We start from the raw sequence: 17,593 nt of genomic DNA on the forward strand, positions 1-17,593 counted from the left end.
AATTAAAAAATGGATATCAAATCAGAAGTTATTGAAATTATTGATGAATTGTTTATGGAAGATGTTTCTGACATGATGGATGAGGATCTCTTTGATGCAGGTGTCTTGGACAGTATGGGAACGGTTGAATTGATTGTAGAAATCGAAAACCGCTTTGATATTCGTGTCCCGGTTACAGAATTTGGTCGTGACGATTGGAATACGGCTAATAAAATCGTAGCAGGGATTGCGGAGTTAAAGAATGCTTAAACGCCTGTGGTTAATCTTCGGGCCGATTCTTATTGCAGGTTTATTGGTTCTTCTACTCATTTTTTTCTATCCTAGTAGTAAGAGTCATAATCTAATGGAGGAAAAATACTCTGCAGCCTCAGTAAGTGCAGAAAGTTTCAAAGAGAGAAGTCAAAAAGTGAGAGCTCTCACGGATCCTAATATACGTTTTATTCCCTTTTTGGGTTCGAGTGAGTGGATTCGTTTCGACAACATGCACCCAGGAGTATTAGCTGAAAAGTACAATCGTTCCTACCGACCTTATTTTATGGGGCAGGCAGGGGCCGCTTCACTCAGTCAGTATTTTGGGATGCAACAGATTACGTCTGAACTTGAAAATAAACAAGCGGTATTTGTAATCTCTCCACAGTGGTTTACAAAAGAGGATCATGACTCGACTATTTTTCAAACTTATTTTAACAATGACCAGTTGACTGCCTTCTTGGAAAACCAATCTGGGGATGTAGCCACTCAGTATGCGGCTAATAGACTCTTGAAGCAGAATCCAAGCGTACCGATGAAGGGAATTGTTGAGAAGTTAGCTAAGAACGAACAATTGTCGGACTTTGATCATTCAATCATCGCAGCTTCTGCAGAGTTCAATGAAAAACAAGCTGCTCTTTTTGGCCAATTCTCGATTCGAGGTCGATTAAAGTATAAAGATCATGTTGAAAAATATTTGAGCAGTCTCCCAGACCAATTTTCTTATGAAGAATTGGAAAAAATCGCTCGAAAAGAGGGTGAAGAAAATACAACCAATAATGATTTAGGAATGGAGAACCATTTTTACAATACTCAGTTAAAGAAAGATTTGAAAAAGTGGGAAGGGTATCAAAAAAATTACAACTTTCTCAAGTCCTCTGAGTACAATGATTTGCAGCTAGTGCTCGATCAATTTGCCAAGTCCAAGGTCAATGTGCTCTTTGTTTTTCAACCTGTCAATAAAAAATGGATGGATTATACTGGACTGAGTGAGGAAATGTATCAATATTCTGTCGAAAAAATTCGTTACCAGTTGGAAAGCCAAGGTTTCACCAATATTGCTGATTTCTCAAAAAATGGAGGAGATCCTTACTTTGTTAAGGATACGATTCATATTGGTTGGTTAGGCTGGTTGGCGTTTGATAAGGTTGTAAATCCTTTCTTGAGCAATCCAACAACGGCTCCTAATTACCAAATGAATGACCGATTCTTTAGCCAGGATTGGGCGGATTACGATGGTAACATCAAAGATTTTCATTAAATAGCAAAAGAGCCTGAACCTTGGTTTGGGCTCTTTGTAATGAATGATTTTTGGGAATGGACAGTGTGGTAGCGGCCTCCTCATTTGAATAAAGGTAAGTAAAAAGAGATCGAGAAGATGAAAACATAAAAAAATGTTTTCATCTTTTTTCTTGACTCTATACTTGGATGTGATATACTTAACTAGTAAACAAACAGACTGAAAGTCCTGTAATAATAGAAAAATTGTTCGAAGAAAGGGGCAAATCATGAGACAATTAGCAACAGAAATTGATCATTTTTTAAATGAAGTAATCCTAAAAGCTGAAAATCAGCATGAAATTTTGATTGGTCATTGTACCAGTAATGTGGCTTTGACCAATACCCAGGAGCATATTCTTATGCTCTTATCAGAGGAATCATTAACGAATTCGGAGTTGGCTCGCCGTCTCAATGTCAGTCAAGCAGCCGTCACCAAGGCCATTAAGTCCTTGATTAAAGGGGGGATGCTGGAAACTTCTAAGGATCCAAAGGATGCTCGTGTGATTTTCTATCAATTGACAGACCTGGCTCGACCAATTGCTGAGGAACATCACCATCATCATGAGCACACTCTCTCGACTTATGAACAAGTTGCCAGTCAATTCTCAGATGAGGAGCAAAAAATTATCCAGCGGTTTTTAACTGCTTTAGTAGGAGAAATCAAGTAATGAGATACATCACAGTAGAGGATTTGTCCTTCTATTATGACAAGGAACCTGTGCTTGAGCATATCAATTACAGTGTTGATAGTGGGGAATTTGTCACCCTTACTGGAGAAAATGGAGCTGCCAAGACGACTCTTATCAAGGCTAGTCTTGGTATTCTACAACCAAGATTTGGAAAAGTTACCATTTCAAAGACCAATACTCGTGGGACAAAACTAAGAATCGCCTACCTTCCTCAACAGATTGCCAGTTTTAATGCAGGCTTTCCAAGTACCGTTTATGAATTTGTCAAATCAGGTCGCTATCCAAGAAAAGGTTGGTTCCGTCGTCTAAATGCTCACGATGAGGAACATATCAAGGCTAGTTTAAACTCTGTTGGTATGTGGGAACATCGGGATAAACGCATTGGCTCCCTTTCTGGCGGGCAAAAGCAAAGGGCTGTTATCGCACGTATGTTTGCTTCAGATCCTGATATCTTTATCTTGGATGAGCCGACGACAGGGATGGATGCGGGAACCAAGGATGAGTTTTATGAACTCATGCACCACAGTGCCCACCATCATGGCAAGGCTGTTTTGATGATTACTCACGATCCTGAAGAAGTTAAGGACTACGCAGATCGTAATATTCACCTGGTCCGAGACCAAGATTCCCCATGGCGTTGCTTCAATGTCCATGAAAGTGACCAGGAGGTGGAGCATGTTTAATCTATTGTCTTATGATTTTATGCAGCGAGCCTTTTTGGCTGTTATTGCCATGAGTCTCTTTTCACCAGTTCTTGGGACCTTCCTAATCTTGCGTCGTCAAAGTCTTATGAGTGATACTTTGAGTCACGTCTCGCTTTCAGGGGTTGCCTTTGGCTTGGTTTTAGGAATTTCTCCGACCATTTCAACCATTGTGATTGTCTTGATTGCAGCGGTCTTCCTTGAATACCTACGTACGGTTTATAAAAGCTTTATGGAGATTGGGACAGCCATTCTCATGTCTACAGGCCTTGCAGTTTCACTTATTGTTATGAGTAAGGGTAAGAGCTCTAGCTCTATGAGTCTGGACCAATACCTTTTTGGTTCTATTGTGACTATTAGTCAAGAGCAGGTCATTGGTCTCTTTGTTATTGCAGCGGTTGTTTTAATCCTGACCTTCCTCTTTTTAAGACCTATGTATATTCTAACTTTTGATGAGGATACAGCTTTTGTCGATGGTCTTCCAGTGCGTACCATGTCTATTCTCTTTAACATGGTAACGGGTGTGGCTATTGCACTCATGATCCCAGCAGCGGGAGCGCTTTTGGTATCGACTATCATGGTCTTACCAGCAAGTATTGCTTTGCGTCTAGGTAAAAACTTTAGTTCTGTGATGATACTTGCTAGCGTCATTGGTTTTCTAGGCATGGTTGCGGGGCTTTATATTTCCTATTATGCAGAGACACCACCAAGTGCAAGTATCACCATTATCTTTGTAGTTGTCTTTTTAGTAGTCAGCTTACTCAAACGTTTTATCAAATAGGAGAAGAAAATGAAAAAACTAAGCCTACTTTTGGCAAGTCTTGTGACCTTATTCTTAGTCGCTTGCTCTAATCAAAAACAAGCAGACGGGAAATTAAATATCGTGACAACTTTCTACCCTGTCTACGAATTTACCAAGCAAGTAGCAGGGGATACAGCCAATGTCGAACTTTTAATCGGGGCTGGAACAGAGCCACATGAATATGAACCATCACCTAAGGCAGTCGCTAAAATCCAAGATGCTGATGCCTTTGTTTATGAGAATGAAAATATGGAAACTTGGGTTCCTAAACTTTTAGAATCTCTAGATGCAAAAAAAGTAAAAACCATTAAAGCTACTGGAGATATGTTGCTTCTTCCAGGAAGTGAAGAAGAGGAAGACCATGACCATGGTGAAGAAGGTCATCATCACGAGTATGACCCTCATGTATGGTTGTCTCCTGCGCGTGCCATTAAGCTTGTAGAGCACATCCGTGACAGTTTATCAGCTGACTATCCTGATAAAAAAGCAACCTTTGAGCAAAATGCAGCTGCCTATATCGAGAAATTGCAAGCTCTGGACAAGGCCTATACTGAAGGACTTTCTAGTGCAAAACAAAAGAGTTTTGTGACTCAGCACGCTGCCTTTCGTTATCTTGCCTTGGACTACGGACTCACTCAAGTCTCTATCTCTGGGCTTTCGCCAGATGCGGAACCCTCAGCAAGCCGCTTGGCAGAATTGACCGAGTACATCAAGAAAAACAAAATCTCTTATATCTACTTTGAAGAAAATGCTTCTCAAGCCCTAGCGAATACCCTCTCAAAAGAAACAGGAGTGAAGTTAGATGTTCTGAATCCTCTTGAAAGCTTGACCGAAGAGGACATGAAGGTTGGAGAAACCTATATCTCTATCATGGAGAAAAACCTCAAGGCACTCAAGCAAACAACTGATCAGGCAGGAGCAGAGATTGAACCAGAAAAGGCAGAGGAAACTAAAACCGTTCAAAATGGCTACTTTGAGGATGCAGATGTTAAGGACCGTACCCTGAGTGATTATGCTGGCAACTGGCAGTCAGTCTATCCTTTCCTTGAGGATGGGACTCTTGATCAAGTATTTGACTACAAGGCTAAATTGACTGGTAAGATGACCAAGGATGAATACAAAGCCTACTATCAAAAAGGTTACCAAACAGATGTAAACAAGATTAATATTGCAGATAATACTATGGAATTTATCCAAGGAGGCCAAAGTAAGCAATATACTTATAAGTATGTCGGCAAGAAAATCTTGACTTATAAGAAAGGGAATCGTGGAGTACGCTTCCTCTTTGAAGCGACTGATGCAGACGCCGGACAATTCAAGTATGTTCAGTTTAGCGACCACAATATTGCTCCGGTCAAGGCAGAACATTTCCATATCTTCTTTGGAGGCACTAGCCAAGAAGCCCTCTTTGAAGAGATGGACAACTGGCCAACCTACTATCCAGATGGCTTATCAGGTCAAGAGATTGCTCAAGAAATGTTGGCTCATTAAATCCAAACAATCCTTCCTACACGGGGAGGGTTTTTCTTGTGTTATCAGCGTTGAGCATCTGGATTGACATTGGCTGAGAAGGGAGTACAATAGATGTAATTAAAACAGTTACAACAAAGAGAGGTTTTCTATGGTTTACGAATATAATAGTCAGATTTATTTGGCTGAAGTAGCTTTAAATGTCAAGGACTTAGAAAGTCAGACAGCATTTTATCATCAGTTGCTTGGGTTGGAGATTTTGAATCAATCGGAAAATAAAGTTCTTTTAGGTGCCGGTGGGAAACCACTAGTTCGGCTAATTAAGACAGATGATACTAGCAATCCTAAGCAGAGCTACGGACTTTATCATATGGCCTTGCTCTTACCGAGCCGAGAAGACTTGGCTAATGTTTTTAAACACTTGCTCGGTTTAAAGATACCTCTAGTGGGTGGAGCGGACCATGGTTATAGCGAGGCTATCTATTTGGAAGATATAGAGGGCAATGGCATTGAACTCTACAGAGATAAACCTGTAACAGTATGGGATATTCGTGAGGATGGCCGTATTATTGGTGTGACAGAAGAACTCTCTGCTCAAGATATCTACCAACTAGGAAAAGAAATCGAGCCTTTTGCAATTGCAAGTGGGACTCGCATGGGGCATGTTCACCTATCTGTAAAAAATAGTCGAGAAGCGAGTGTGTTCTACCAAGAGTCTCTAAGTCTGGAGGATAAATTCACGATTCCACATGCCAGTTGGATCGCATCAGGGGCTTATCATCATCATTTGGCTGTAAATGAATGGGGTGGCAAAAACTTAGTTCGACGTGAGAATGGATTGACAGGCCTAGCCTACTATGTGGTTGAAGTTGAGAACAAAGAGGAATTATTAAAAGTATTTGCTCAATCTCAAACTGGCAAGGCGATAACTCAGTGGATTTCTTCGGCAGAGTTCGGCATGACTGATAAAGACGGTATCGTTACGCGAGTTAGAGTAGGAAATTAGAATAGAGTGGTTCGGTCTAGATTATTACTAGTTTGAACCACTCTTTTTCTATTCAGTTTTTTCGAGAATGAAAAGCTCTTTTGTTATGTACTTACTGTCCGTATATCCTAATTTTTCATAGCTAGCAATTAAGGGATTTATGTAACTATGAGATGAAGAAACTATAAGAAAAATTACAAAATTATGAAAATTACCTTTTCTGAAAACAATCCACAACTATACTAAAGCAAGAAAAATCCTTCAAAGGACTTGAAAAATTAGAGAAAATCGGGTATAATATGAGTAATCATTTGTCGTAGGTTTTGTCTGAAATATTGTCCGGACAAGGCTCACAGCAGTTAAATCTCCTCAAAAAAGTCGGATTTAACTGCTCTTTTTGTGCTTTTTTTCGGTATTTTTTGCATCTGTAACAGAGATTTAAAGATTCTGAAAAATTAGTCAAGGGGGATAAGTTGATAGGGGTTTTAGAACCATTAAACGATAATTATTAGCTTAGGTGACTAAGCTTGGAACTTTATTTACAAAGGAGAATCATCTTGGCAGGACATGACGTTCAATACGGGAAACATCGTACCCGTCGTAGTTTTTCAAGAATCAAAGAAGTTCTTGACTTACCAAATTTGATTGAAATTCAAACTGATTCATTTAAAGATTTCCTAGACTATGGTCTGAAGGAAGTGTTTGAAGATGTATTGCCAATTTCAAACTTCACAGAAACAATGGAGTTGGAATTTGTTGGCTACGAAATCAAAGAACCTAAATATACGCTTGAAGAAGCTCGCATCCATGATGCTAGCTATTCAGCACCAATCTTTGTAACTTTCCGCTTGATTAACAAAGAAACTGGCGAAATCAAAACTCAAGAAGTCTTCTTTGGTGATTTCCCAATCATGACTGAGATGGGTACTTTCATCATTAACGGTGGTGAACGTATTATCGTATCACAGTTGGTGCGTTCTCCAGGTGTTTACTTTAATGATAAAGTAGACAAAAACGGTAAAGTGGGCTACGGTTCAACTGTAATCCCTAACCGTGGAGCTTGGTTGGAACTGGAAAGTGACTCAAAAGACATCGCCTACACTCGTATCGACCGTACACGTAAAATTCCATTTACGACTTTGGTTCGTGCTCTTGGTTTCTCAGGCGATGACGAAATCTTTGATATCTTTGGGGACAGCGAGTTGGTTCGCAACACTGTTGAAAAAGATATCCATAAAAACCCAATGGACTCTCGTACAGACGAAGCTTTGAAAGAAATTTATGAGCGTCTTCGTCCAGGTGAACCAAAAACTGCTGAGAGTTCACGTACCTTGCTTGTGGCTCGTTTCTTCGACCCACGTCGTTATGACTTGGCAGCTGTTGGACGCTACAAGATTAATAAGAAATTAAATATTAAAACTCGTTTGCTCAACCAAACAATCGCTGAACCATTGGTGGACCCTGAAACTGGTGAAATCTTAGTTGAAAAGGGTACTGTTATGACTCGCGATGTCATCGAGAGCATCGAAAGCCATTTAGATGGCGATTTGAACAAGATTGTCTACACTCCAAATGACTCAGCTGTTTTGACAGAACCAGTTGTTCTTCAAAAATTCAAGGTTGTGGCACCAACTGATCCAGACCGTGTTGTAACAATCATCGGAAATGCAAATCCAGATGATAAGGTTCGCACTATCACTCCGGCAGATATCCTTGCTGAGATGAGCTACTTCCTTAACTTGGCTGAAGGTATCGGTCGTATCGATGATATCGACCACCTCGGAAACCGTCGTATTCGTGCCGTTGGTGAATTGCTTGCTAACCAAGTACGTCTTGGACTTTCACGTATGGAACGTAATGTTCGTGAACGTATGTCTGTTCAAGATAACGAAGTATTGACACCTCAACAAATCATTAACATCCGTCCAGTGACTGCGGCGATCAAAGAATTCTTTGGTTCTTCACAATTGTCACAGTTCATGGACCAACACAACCCACTTTCTGAGCTGTCTCACAAACGTCGTTTGTCTGCCTTAGGGCCTGGTGGTTTGACACGTGACCGCGCTGGATATGAAGTGCGTGACGTGCACTACACTCACTATGGTCGTATGTGTCCAATCGAAACACCTGAAGGACCAAACATCGGTTTGATCAACAACTTGTCTTCATATGGACACCTCAACAAGTATGGTTTCATTCAAACACCATACCGTAAGGTTGACCGTGCAACTGGTAAAGTTACCAACGAAATTGTTTGGTTGACTGCCGATGAAGAAGATGAATACACAGTAGCTCAGGCTAACTCTAAATTGAACGCAGATGGAACTTTTGCTGAAAAAGTTGTCATGGGACGTCACCAAGGGGTTAACCAAGAATATCCAGCATCAAGCGTTGACTACATGGACGTTTCTCCTAAACAGGTAGTTGCCGTTGCGACAGCATGTATTCCTTTCTTGGAAAACGATGACTCCAACCGTGCCCTCATGGGTGCCAACATGCAACGTCAGGCTGTTCCGTTGATCGATCCTAAAGCGCCTTTCGTTGGTACTGGTATGGAATACCAAGCAGCCCATGACTCAGGAGCTGCAGTTATTGCACAACATGGTGGTAAGGTTACCTATGCGGATGCGGACAAAGTAGAAGTTCGCCGTGAAGATGGTTCCCTTGATGTTTACCACATCCAAAAATTCCGTCGTTCAAACTCAGGTACTGCTTATAACCAACGTACCCTTGTTCGAGTTGGCGATGTCATCGAAAAAGGTGACTTTATCGCTGATGGACCTTCTATGGAAAAAGGTGAAATGGCGCTTGGACAAAACCCAATCGTTGCCTACATGACATGGGAAGGGTACAACTTCGAGGATGCCGTTATCATGAGCGAACGCTTGGTGAAAGACGATGTTTACACATCAGTTCACCTCGAAGAATATGAATCAGAAACACGCGATACAAAGCTTGGGCCTGAAGAAATCACTCGTGAAATTCCAAACGTTGGTGAAGATGCCCTTAAAGACCTCGACGAAATGGGTATCATCCGTATCGGTGCTGAGGTTAAAGAAGGGGATATCCTTGTAGGTAAAGTCACACCTAAGGGTGAAAAAGACCTTTCTGCTGAAGAACGTCTCTTGCACGCTATCTTCGGTGACAAATCTCGCGAAGTTCGTGATACTTCCCTTCGTGTACCACACGGTGCCGATGGTGTCGTTCGTGATGTTAAAATCTTTACACGTGCAAATGGTGATGAATTGCAATCTGGTGTCAACATGCTGGTTCGCGTATACATCGCACAAAAACGTAAGATTAAGGTCGGAGATAAGATGGCCGGACGTCACGGAAACAAAGGGGTTGTCTCTCGTATCGTTCCTGTAGAAGACATGCCTTACCTTCCAGACGGAACTCCAGTCGATATCATGTTGAACCCACTTGGGGTGCCATCACGTATGAATATCGGTCAGGTTATGGAGCTTCACCTTGGTATGGCGGCTCGTACTCTTGGTATTCACATCGCAACACCAGTCTTTGATGGAGCAAGTTCTGAAGATCTTTGGGACACTGTCAAAGAAGCAGGTATGGATAGCGACGCTAAGACTATCCTATACGATGGTCGTACTGGTGAACCATTTGATAACCGTGTGTCAGTTGGGGTCATGTACATGATCAAACTCCACCACATGGTTGATGATAAATTGCACGCTCGTTCAGTCGGACCATACTCAACCGTTACACAACAACCACTCGGAGGTAAAGCTCAGTTTGGTGGACAACGTTTCGGTGAGATGGAGGTTTGGGCGCTTGAAGCCTATGGTGCGTCAAATGTCCTTCAAGAAATCTTGACTTACAAGTCTGACGATATCAACGGACGTTTGAAAGCTTATGAAGCTATTACAAAAGGAAAACCAATTCCAAAACCAGGTGTTCCAGAATCGTTCCGAGTTCTTGTAAAAGAATTGCAATCTCTTGGTCTTGACATGCGTGTCCTTGACGAAGACAATCAAGAAGTGGAACTTCGTGACCTTGATGAAGGAATGGACGAAGATGTCATCCACGTAGATGACCTTGAAAAAGCCCGCGAAAGAGCAGCTCAAGAGGCTAAAGCAGCCTTTGAAGCAGAAGAAAATGCAAAAGCGGAAGCAACAGAAGAAGCTGCTGAATAAGAATAAGCAGTTCACTTATAATAGAAAGGGAAGAAATAGTGGTTGATGTAAATCGTTTTAAAAGTATGCAAATCACACTAGCTTCTCCAAGTAAAGTCCGTTCATGGTCTTATGGAGAAGTCAAAAAACCTGAAACAATCAATTACCGTACGTTGAAACCAGAACGTGAAGGACTCTTTGACGAAGTGATCTTTGGTCCTACAAAAGACTGGGAATGTGCTTGTGGTAAATACAAACGCATTCGTTACAGAGGGATTGTTTGTGACCGTTGTGGTGTTGAAGTAACGCGTACAAAAGTTCGTCGTGAACGTATGGGGCACATCGAGTTAAAAGCTCCTGTATCTCATATCTGGTATTTCAAGGGGATTCCAAGCCGTATGGGCTTGACCCTTGACATGAGTCCTCGTGCCCTCGAGGAAGTTATCTACTTTGCTGCTTACGTGGTGATTGATCCAAAAGATACACCACTTGAGCACAAATCTATTATGACAGAGCGTGAATACCGTGAACGCTTGCGTGAATTTGGTCATGGTTCATTCGTTGCCAAAATGGGTGCCGAAGCGATCCAAGACCTCTTGAAACAAGTAGATCTTGAAAAAGAAATTGCTGAACTCAAAGAAGAGTTGAAAACAGCTACTGGACAAAAACGTGTGAAAGCTATCCGTCGTTTGGATGTTTTGGATGCTTTCCACAAGTCTGGAAACAAGCCTGAATGGATGGTTCTTAACATCCTTCCAGTTATTCCACCAGATCTTCGTCCAATGTTGCAGTTGGATGGTGGCCGTTTTGCCTCATCTGACTTGAACGACCTTTACCGTCGTGTTATTAACCGTAACAATCGTTTGGCTCGTTTGCTTGAGTTGAACGCGCCAGGTATCATCGTTCAAAATGAGAAGCGTATGCTTCAAGAAGCGGTTGACGCTTTGATTGACAATGGCCGTCGTGGTCGTCCGATCACAGGGCCAGGTAGCCGTCCGCTTAAATCATTGAGCCATATGCTCAAGGGGAAACAAGGACGCTTCCGTCAAAACTTGCTCGGTAAACGTGTTGACTTCTCAGGACGTTCCGTTATTGCCGTTGGTCCAACTCTTAAGATGTACCAATGTGGTGTGCCACGTGAAATGGCAATCGAGCTCTTTAAACCATTTGTCATGCGTGAAATCGTTGCGCGCGATATCGTTCAAAACGTTAAAGCGGCTAAACGCTTGGTAGAACGTGGAGATGAACGTATCTGGGATATCCTCGAAGAAGTTATCAAAGAACACCCAGTGCTTTTGAACCGCGCACCTACCCTTCACCGTTTGGGTATCCAAGCCTTTGAGCCAGTCTTGATTGACGGTAAAGCCCTTCGTTTGCACCCACTTGTCTGTGAAGCCTACAATGCCGACTTTGACGGGGACCAAATGGCCATCCACGTACCTCTTTCAGAAGAAGCCCAAGCAGAAGCTCGTATCTTGATGCTTGCTGCTGAGCATATCTTGAACCCTAAAGATGGTAAACCAGTTGTTACTCCATCTCAGGACATGGTTTTGGGTAACTACTACTTGACTATGGAAGAAGCTGGTCGTGAAGGCGAAGGTATGGTCTTCAAGGATCGTGACGAAGCTGTCATGGCTTACCGTAATGGTTATGTTCACCTCCACTCACGTGTTGGTATCGCAACAGATAGTCTTAACAAACCATGGACAGAAGAGCAAAAACACAAAATCTTGCTTACAACTGTAGGTAAAATCCTCTTCAACGATATCATGCCAGAAGGACTACCTTACTTGCAAGAGCCAACAAACGCTAACTTGACAGAAGGTGTCCCGGCTAAGTACTTCTTGCCATTAGGTGGAAATATCAAGGAAGCTATTGAAGGGCTTGAACTCAACCCACCATTCAAGAAGAAAAACCTTGGAAATATCATCGCTGAAATCTTCAAACGTTTCCGTACGACAGAAACATCTGCCCTACTTGACCGTATGAAGAACCTCGGTTACCACCATTCAACTCTTGCAGGTTTGACAGTGGGTATTGCTGATATTCCAGTCGTTGAAGACAAGGCTGAAATCATCGAAGAATCACACAAACGTGTAGAACAAATCACAAAACAATTCCGTCGTGGTATGATCACAGACGATGAGCGCTACAATGCTGTTACAGCTGAATGGCGTGCTGCCCGTGAAAAACTCGAGAAACGTTTGGTTGCCAACCAAGATCCTAAGAACCCTATCGTTATGATGATGGACTCTGGAGCCCGTGGTAACATCTCAAACTTCTCACAGCTTGCCGGTATGCGTGGTCTGATGGCTGCTCCGAACGGACGTATCATGGAATTGCCAATCCTTTCAAACTTCCGCGAAGGTTTGTCAGTACTTGAGATGTTCTTCTCAACTCACGGTGCCCGTAAAGGTATGACCGATACGGCCCTTAAGACAGCCGACTCAGGTTACTTGACTCGTCGTTTGGTTGACGTTGCCCAAGACGTTATCATTCGTGAGGATGACTGTGGAACTGACCGTGGTCTCTTGATCCGTTCTATTACTGAAGGTAAAGAGATGATTGAGTCTCTAGAAGAACGTCTCAATGGTCGTTACACTAAGAAAACTGTTAAACATCCAGAAACTGGTGCAGTTATTATCGGTCCAAATGAATTGATTACAGAAGACAAGGCGCGTGAAATCGTCAATGCTGGTGTTGAAGAAGTGACTATCCGCTCAGTATTTACATGTAACACTCGTCATGGTGTTTGCCGTCACTGTTACGGTATCAACTTAGCGACTGGTGATGCGGTTGAAGTTGGTGAAGCAGTTGGTACAATCGCTGCCCAATCTATCGGGGAACCTGGTACACAGCTTACAATGCGTACCTTCCACACGGGTGGTGTTGCCTCAAATACCGATATCACTCAGGGTCTTCCTCGTGTCCAAGAAATCTTTGAAGCCCGCAATCCTAAAGGGGAAGCGGTCATCACAGAAGTCAAAGGGGAAGTTACAGCAATCGAAGAAGATGCTTCAACTCGTACTAAGAAAGTCTTCGTTAAAGGTGAAACTGGCGAAGGCGAATACGTGGTACCATTCACAGCACGTATGCGTGTAGAGGTTGGCGATCAAATCTCTCGTGGTGCAGCATTGACAGAAGGTTCTATCCAACCAAAACGTCTCCTTGCTGTACGTGATGTCTTGTCAGTTGAAACTTACCTCCTCGGTGAAGTACAAAAAGTTTACCGTAGCCAAGGGGTAGAAATCGGTGACAAACACATCGAGGTAATGGTTCGTCAAATGATCCGCAAAGTTCGTGTCATGGATCCAGGGGATACAGACCTTCTTATGGGTACTCTCATGGATATCAACGACTTTACAGATGCCAACAAAGATGTTCTTATCGCAGGTGGTGTTCCAGCAACTGGTCGCCCAGTCCTTATGGGAATTACCAAAGCCTCACTTGAAACAAATAGTTTCTTGTCAGCAGCTTCCTTCCAGGAAACAACTCGTGTCCTTACAGACGCAGCTATCCGTGGTAAGAAAGACCATCTCCTTGGTCTCAAGGAAAATGTTATCATCGGTAAGATCATCCCAGCTGGTACTGGTATGGCTCGCTACCGTAACCTTGAACCACAAGCAGTCAACGAAGAATCCCTCCTTGCAGATTCACAAGAAGAGCAAGTAGATGCCCAAGTCGAGACTGTTGAAACAAGTGAATAAACCTATTTATCCAAAAGAGGGGCAATTCCCTCTTTTGGTGTGTATAGGAAATGAAATCGTAATGTATATTTTCTTGAAATAATAGTAAAAAAATGGAATAAATGTATATTGATTTCAACTTTCAAAACAATGAGCATAATGCTTGGTTTTTAAGTACAATAGTGCTAAAATAGGAGCGTTGCATGTTTGGGATTTTGTAAAAAACAATGCATAAATTATAACAATATATACACTCCCGAAAGGGTAATGGAGGTAAATCATGAAAAATGATCTGTTTAACGACCGAATTAGTCGATTCTCGATCCGTAAGCTTCATGTAGGAGTTTGCTCGGTCTTACTCGGAACGTTGGTAATGCTCGGAACTGCTACAGGTGTCGGAGCTGATGAAGTAACTGAAGAAAAACAAGCTGACGGAGTTGCAGCTACAACAGAAGTAGAGAAAACTGAAGCTCCTGTAACTACAGAAGCAGCACCTGCTAAAGAAGTAACTTATAAAGCAGAAGCAGCACCTGCAGTTTCTACTGAAGTAAAACCGGAGCTAAATAGCGACAAATTGGCAGCTTACGTTGCTGAAATTGAAGCAAACGTGGCGAATGGTAAATACAGCAACAAGACAGACGAGAGCGTTGAAATTCTTAAGGTAGGTCTTGCTAATGCTAAAAATGCACTTACTTCTGCTACAAGCCAAGCTGAACTTGACGCAGCTTACCAATCACTTGTAACTATTGTCAATTCTAAGCTTAAAAACAAAGAAAAAGCTGTAGCCGAAGAAAAAGTAGCAGCTACTGAAAAGACAGAAGCCACTACAGGTAAGCCTGCAGAAAACACTAAGCCAGCTGAAGGTACTAACGCAATCGCAAATACAGGGAAAAACGACCCTCGTAATGGTAAAGAGATTGACAAAAACACAGCCTTCCGTGCAGATACAGCGACAGCTACTGGTGTAGGAGCAGACGTTGTCGATGCAACTTCAACTCCAAAGGTTGAAAAACCAGGATATACAACAGACCTTGACGCAAAATCTTTGACTAGCCAGATTACATGGTTGGACTTTGGAGATGTAGCCAACTGGACAGGAACCACTACGACATTAGTACCTGCCGCCGAAACTAAACCAACTGAAAACTTACAAGAGAAAATGGCTCTTCAAGTTGGAGCTACCTATACTAAGGAAATCATGCCTGGATATGTGGTGACCATCAAAGTTAAGTCTTTGAAACCCTTCCAAGCAACTGAAATCTATAAGAAGCGACTAGAAAGCCAAGGAGCTACTGACGCAGAAAAAGCAACCTATGATCCAAATGCTCGAAACGGTTTTGTCAATAATTCAAGTTCACCTACTTCTAAGTTACATTTCAATAACGGTGATGAGGCCATGATTACCGCAGAGCCTCAAAATGGTTATACCGAAGTTAAACATGAAGGAATTGATACCAAAGCCAAGAAGACAACCATTGCTTCAGCGATAAATGGTGGAAATATTGGTGTGCAATTTGAAATTTCTGCCACCTTCCGTGGTAAAGTTGTTAAACCGGCTATTGTAATGGCTGATGGTGAGTCTGCCAACCCTGGTGAATTTGTTATGTTCACTACCAACGGACAAGGTTGGCAACATCTTGGAGAATGGAAAAAAGATTATAGAAGATATAGTGTACCGTACATGATACAAGATACGGATAATCTTTTTGGCCCTAACCCTACGACTACTATTAATGGTAAATCATTCTACGGAATTAACCTTAACCAACTTCGCGGGTCTAATCAAGTTGGCCCAGATAAGAAACCAGTCGCTTGGAAGTATTTTGGGAACCCTGACCAAGTAACTGGTGGTCTTGGGACTGGTGTCTTTGGGCCAAATATTTCTGCAGGCGATTCCTCTGTTCCCCTTGTTATGACGCGTGGAGCATCTGAAGTGGGACTTTACATCGCTTCGGGTGGTAAACAGTCTGCTATGCTAGGGTTCTTCCCACTTGATGAAGGGGATGCTCCTGAGTCATACGGTAAGGCAGTTCATACCATTGCAACTGTTGACGGTGTTACTGGAGCTAAAGTAAATCAACCGTATCTTGGTAATGTGAGCCCAGATATGGATGAAAACACTACTCAAGACTGGTTCGGTGATGATAAGGCAACTACGGCCGATGAAGGAATTAACCAATTGCTTCCAGATGAACTCAAAGGTACAACCAATGAGATGATTAAGATGGATCGTACCAAACCAGGCAACTATAAGATGTCAATTCAAGCTCATACGGATGGAGCTTCAGAAGCACATATCTATGGTTGGGTAGACTTTAACCAAAATGGTAAATTCGATGAGGATGAACGCTCAAATCTCGCTACAATCACACAAGATGGCACTGTTGAGTTGACCTTTGCAAACAGCAAGACTTACGTCGACCCAAGCGTTAAAGAGTTAGGTGCTCGTGTTCGTATCGCTAAGAAAGCGAACGAGATCGAAAGCCCAACTGGCATGGCCTTCTCAGGTGAAGTAGAAGACTTCAAGACTCAAATCACCCACCCACCAAAAGGAGAATTTAAGGAAACAAGTGGCCCTCAAGGTACGAAACAATCAGCAACTGTAACCTTTACAGCACGTGGAGAACATAAGTTTGAACGTGATTCTACTGCTATTATTGATGAAACTGTAGAACCATACATTGTTGACAAAGATGGCAACCGAGCAACCCTTGACGCAGACGGTTACTATGTCGTTCAAGGACAAGGTAAGTACAAGATTACTGCTAAAGGTAAAGATGTAGATGTTGAGTTTATTCCTGAGGACAACTTCCTAGGAACAGCTGATGGTATCTCTATCCGTCGTTCAGATAATAATGGTTATGATACTGGTTGGTCAACAAAATTCCCAGACCAAGAAGCAAACGTTAATGGTCAGTTGAATACCATGGATGGTCTTTACATCCCAACAGTTACTCCGATTGAAATCGAAGGGGTTGACAAAACATCTAAAGATATTCAAGGTGCAACTCAAAAAGAAACACCTACCTTTAATACAACAGCTTCTAACTCAGCTGGTGATAAGATTGTTATTGCTCCAAGCACGGACTATCCTGCTAAGTTGGTAGATCCAGCAACAGGTCTTACTACTGATGCGACATCTGTAACAGTAGCAGGAGAAGGGACTTACACTATTAATCCTACAACTGGTGAAGTAACCTTCACTCCAGAACCAAGCTTTACTGGTACAGCCAAAGGTGTGGAAGTTACATTGTCAGCGCCAGTTGGACGAAATAAAGACGGTCAGATTCAAAAAGAGTACATTAAGACTGCTACAGCTAAGTACACACCAACTGTAGTAGGAGTAACACCAACCGCAACACCAGCAGAAACAAAAGACATCCAAGGTGCAACTCAAACAGGTAAGCCTGAATTCAAGGGTGGTACAGTTGAAGTTAACGGTGTTGAAAAGACTGTTCCAATCAACGAAGATGTTCCAGCAACATTTGACGATGGTTCAACAACTAAGACTGTTGAAGGTGTTGGTAAATTTACAGTTGCAGCAGATGGAACAGTAACATTCGTTCCAGAACCAAACTTTGTAGGAACTGCACCAGC

At 42.3% G+C, this 17,593-nt stretch carries 10 protein-coding genes; all 10 read left to right on the forward strand.

Going from position 1 to position 17,593, the window contains the following annotated elements; all coding sequences use genetic code 11:
- The first annotated feature begins 9 nt into the window (after window positions 1-9).
- Window positions 10-249, forward strand: coding sequence for a D-alanine--poly(phosphoribitol) ligase subunit DltC (gene dltC, locus LG369_RS08295; RefSeq protein WP_036757952.1), 240 nt, complete (start codon window positions 10-12; stop codon window positions 247-249).
- Window positions 242-1,510 (forward strand): D-alanyl-lipoteichoic acid biosynthesis protein DltD, encoded by a 1,269-nt coding sequence (gene dltD, locus LG369_RS08300; RefSeq protein ID WP_225750783.1) that lies wholly within the window; start codon window positions 242-244, stop codon window positions 1,508-1,510. Before dltC ends, dltD begins: the two co-directional genes overlap by 8 nt.
- Window positions 1,511-1,757: 247 nt before the next feature.
- Entirely contained in the window at window positions 1,758-2,198 is a 441-nt protein-coding gene (gene adcR, locus LG369_RS08305) for a zinc-dependent transcriptional regulator AdcR (protein ID WP_225750784.1), read from the forward strand.
- The gene (locus LG369_RS08310) at window positions 2,198-2,902 is read left to right on the forward strand and encodes a metal ABC transporter ATP-binding protein (RefSeq protein WP_004254010.1); all 705 of its coding nucleotides are present in this window, start codon (window positions 2,198-2,200) and stop codon (window positions 2,900-2,902) included. The genes adcR and LG369_RS08310 overlap by 1 nt, the downstream gene beginning before the upstream one ends.
- Window positions 2,895-3,701: a metal ABC transporter permease gene (locus LG369_RS08315; RefSeq protein WP_004254009.1), complete on the forward strand. Its 807-nt coding sequence runs from the start codon at window positions 2,895-2,897 to the stop codon at window positions 3,699-3,701. Before LG369_RS08310 ends, LG369_RS08315 begins: the two co-directional genes overlap by 8 nt.
- A 9-nt stretch (window positions 3,702-3,710) precedes the next feature.
- The gene (locus LG369_RS08320) at window positions 3,711-5,213 is read left to right on the forward strand and encodes a zinc ABC transporter substrate-binding protein AdcA (RefSeq protein ID WP_004254008.1); all 1,503 of its coding nucleotides are present in this window, start codon (window positions 3,711-3,713) and stop codon (window positions 5,211-5,213) included.
- 130 nt (window positions 5,214-5,343) lie between these two features.
- Window positions 5,344-6,198 carry a VOC family protein gene (locus tag LG369_RS08325; protein ID WP_225750785.1) on the forward strand — a complete coding sequence of 285 codons (855 nt, stop codon included), beginning with the start codon at window positions 5,344-5,346 and terminating at the stop codon, window positions 6,196-6,198.
- Window positions 6,199-6,734: 536 nt separating this feature from the next.
- Window positions 6,735-10,331 (forward strand): DNA-directed RNA polymerase subunit beta, encoded by a 3,597-nt coding sequence (locus LG369_RS08330; protein ID WP_070678265.1) that lies wholly within the window; start codon window positions 6,735-6,737, stop codon window positions 10,329-10,331.
- Between the two features lie 38 nt (window positions 10,332-10,369).
- Entirely contained in the window at window positions 10,370-14,017 is a 3,648-nt protein-coding gene (gene rpoC / locus LG369_RS08335; protein ID WP_004254004.1) for a DNA-directed RNA polymerase subunit beta', read from the forward strand.
- Window positions 14,018-14,276: 259 nt separating this feature from the next.
- A partial coding sequence (locus tag LG369_RS08340; RefSeq protein WP_225750786.1) for a CshA/CshB family fibrillar adhesin-related protein occupies window positions 14,277-17,593 on the forward strand: 3,317 nt, incomplete at its 3' end.

Origin of the sequence: Streptococcus sp. Marseille-Q4154 (assembly GCF_916700545.1) — a bacterium.
Lineage (GTDB): Bacteria > Bacillota > Bacilli > Lactobacillales > Streptococcaceae > Streptococcus > Streptococcus infantis_I.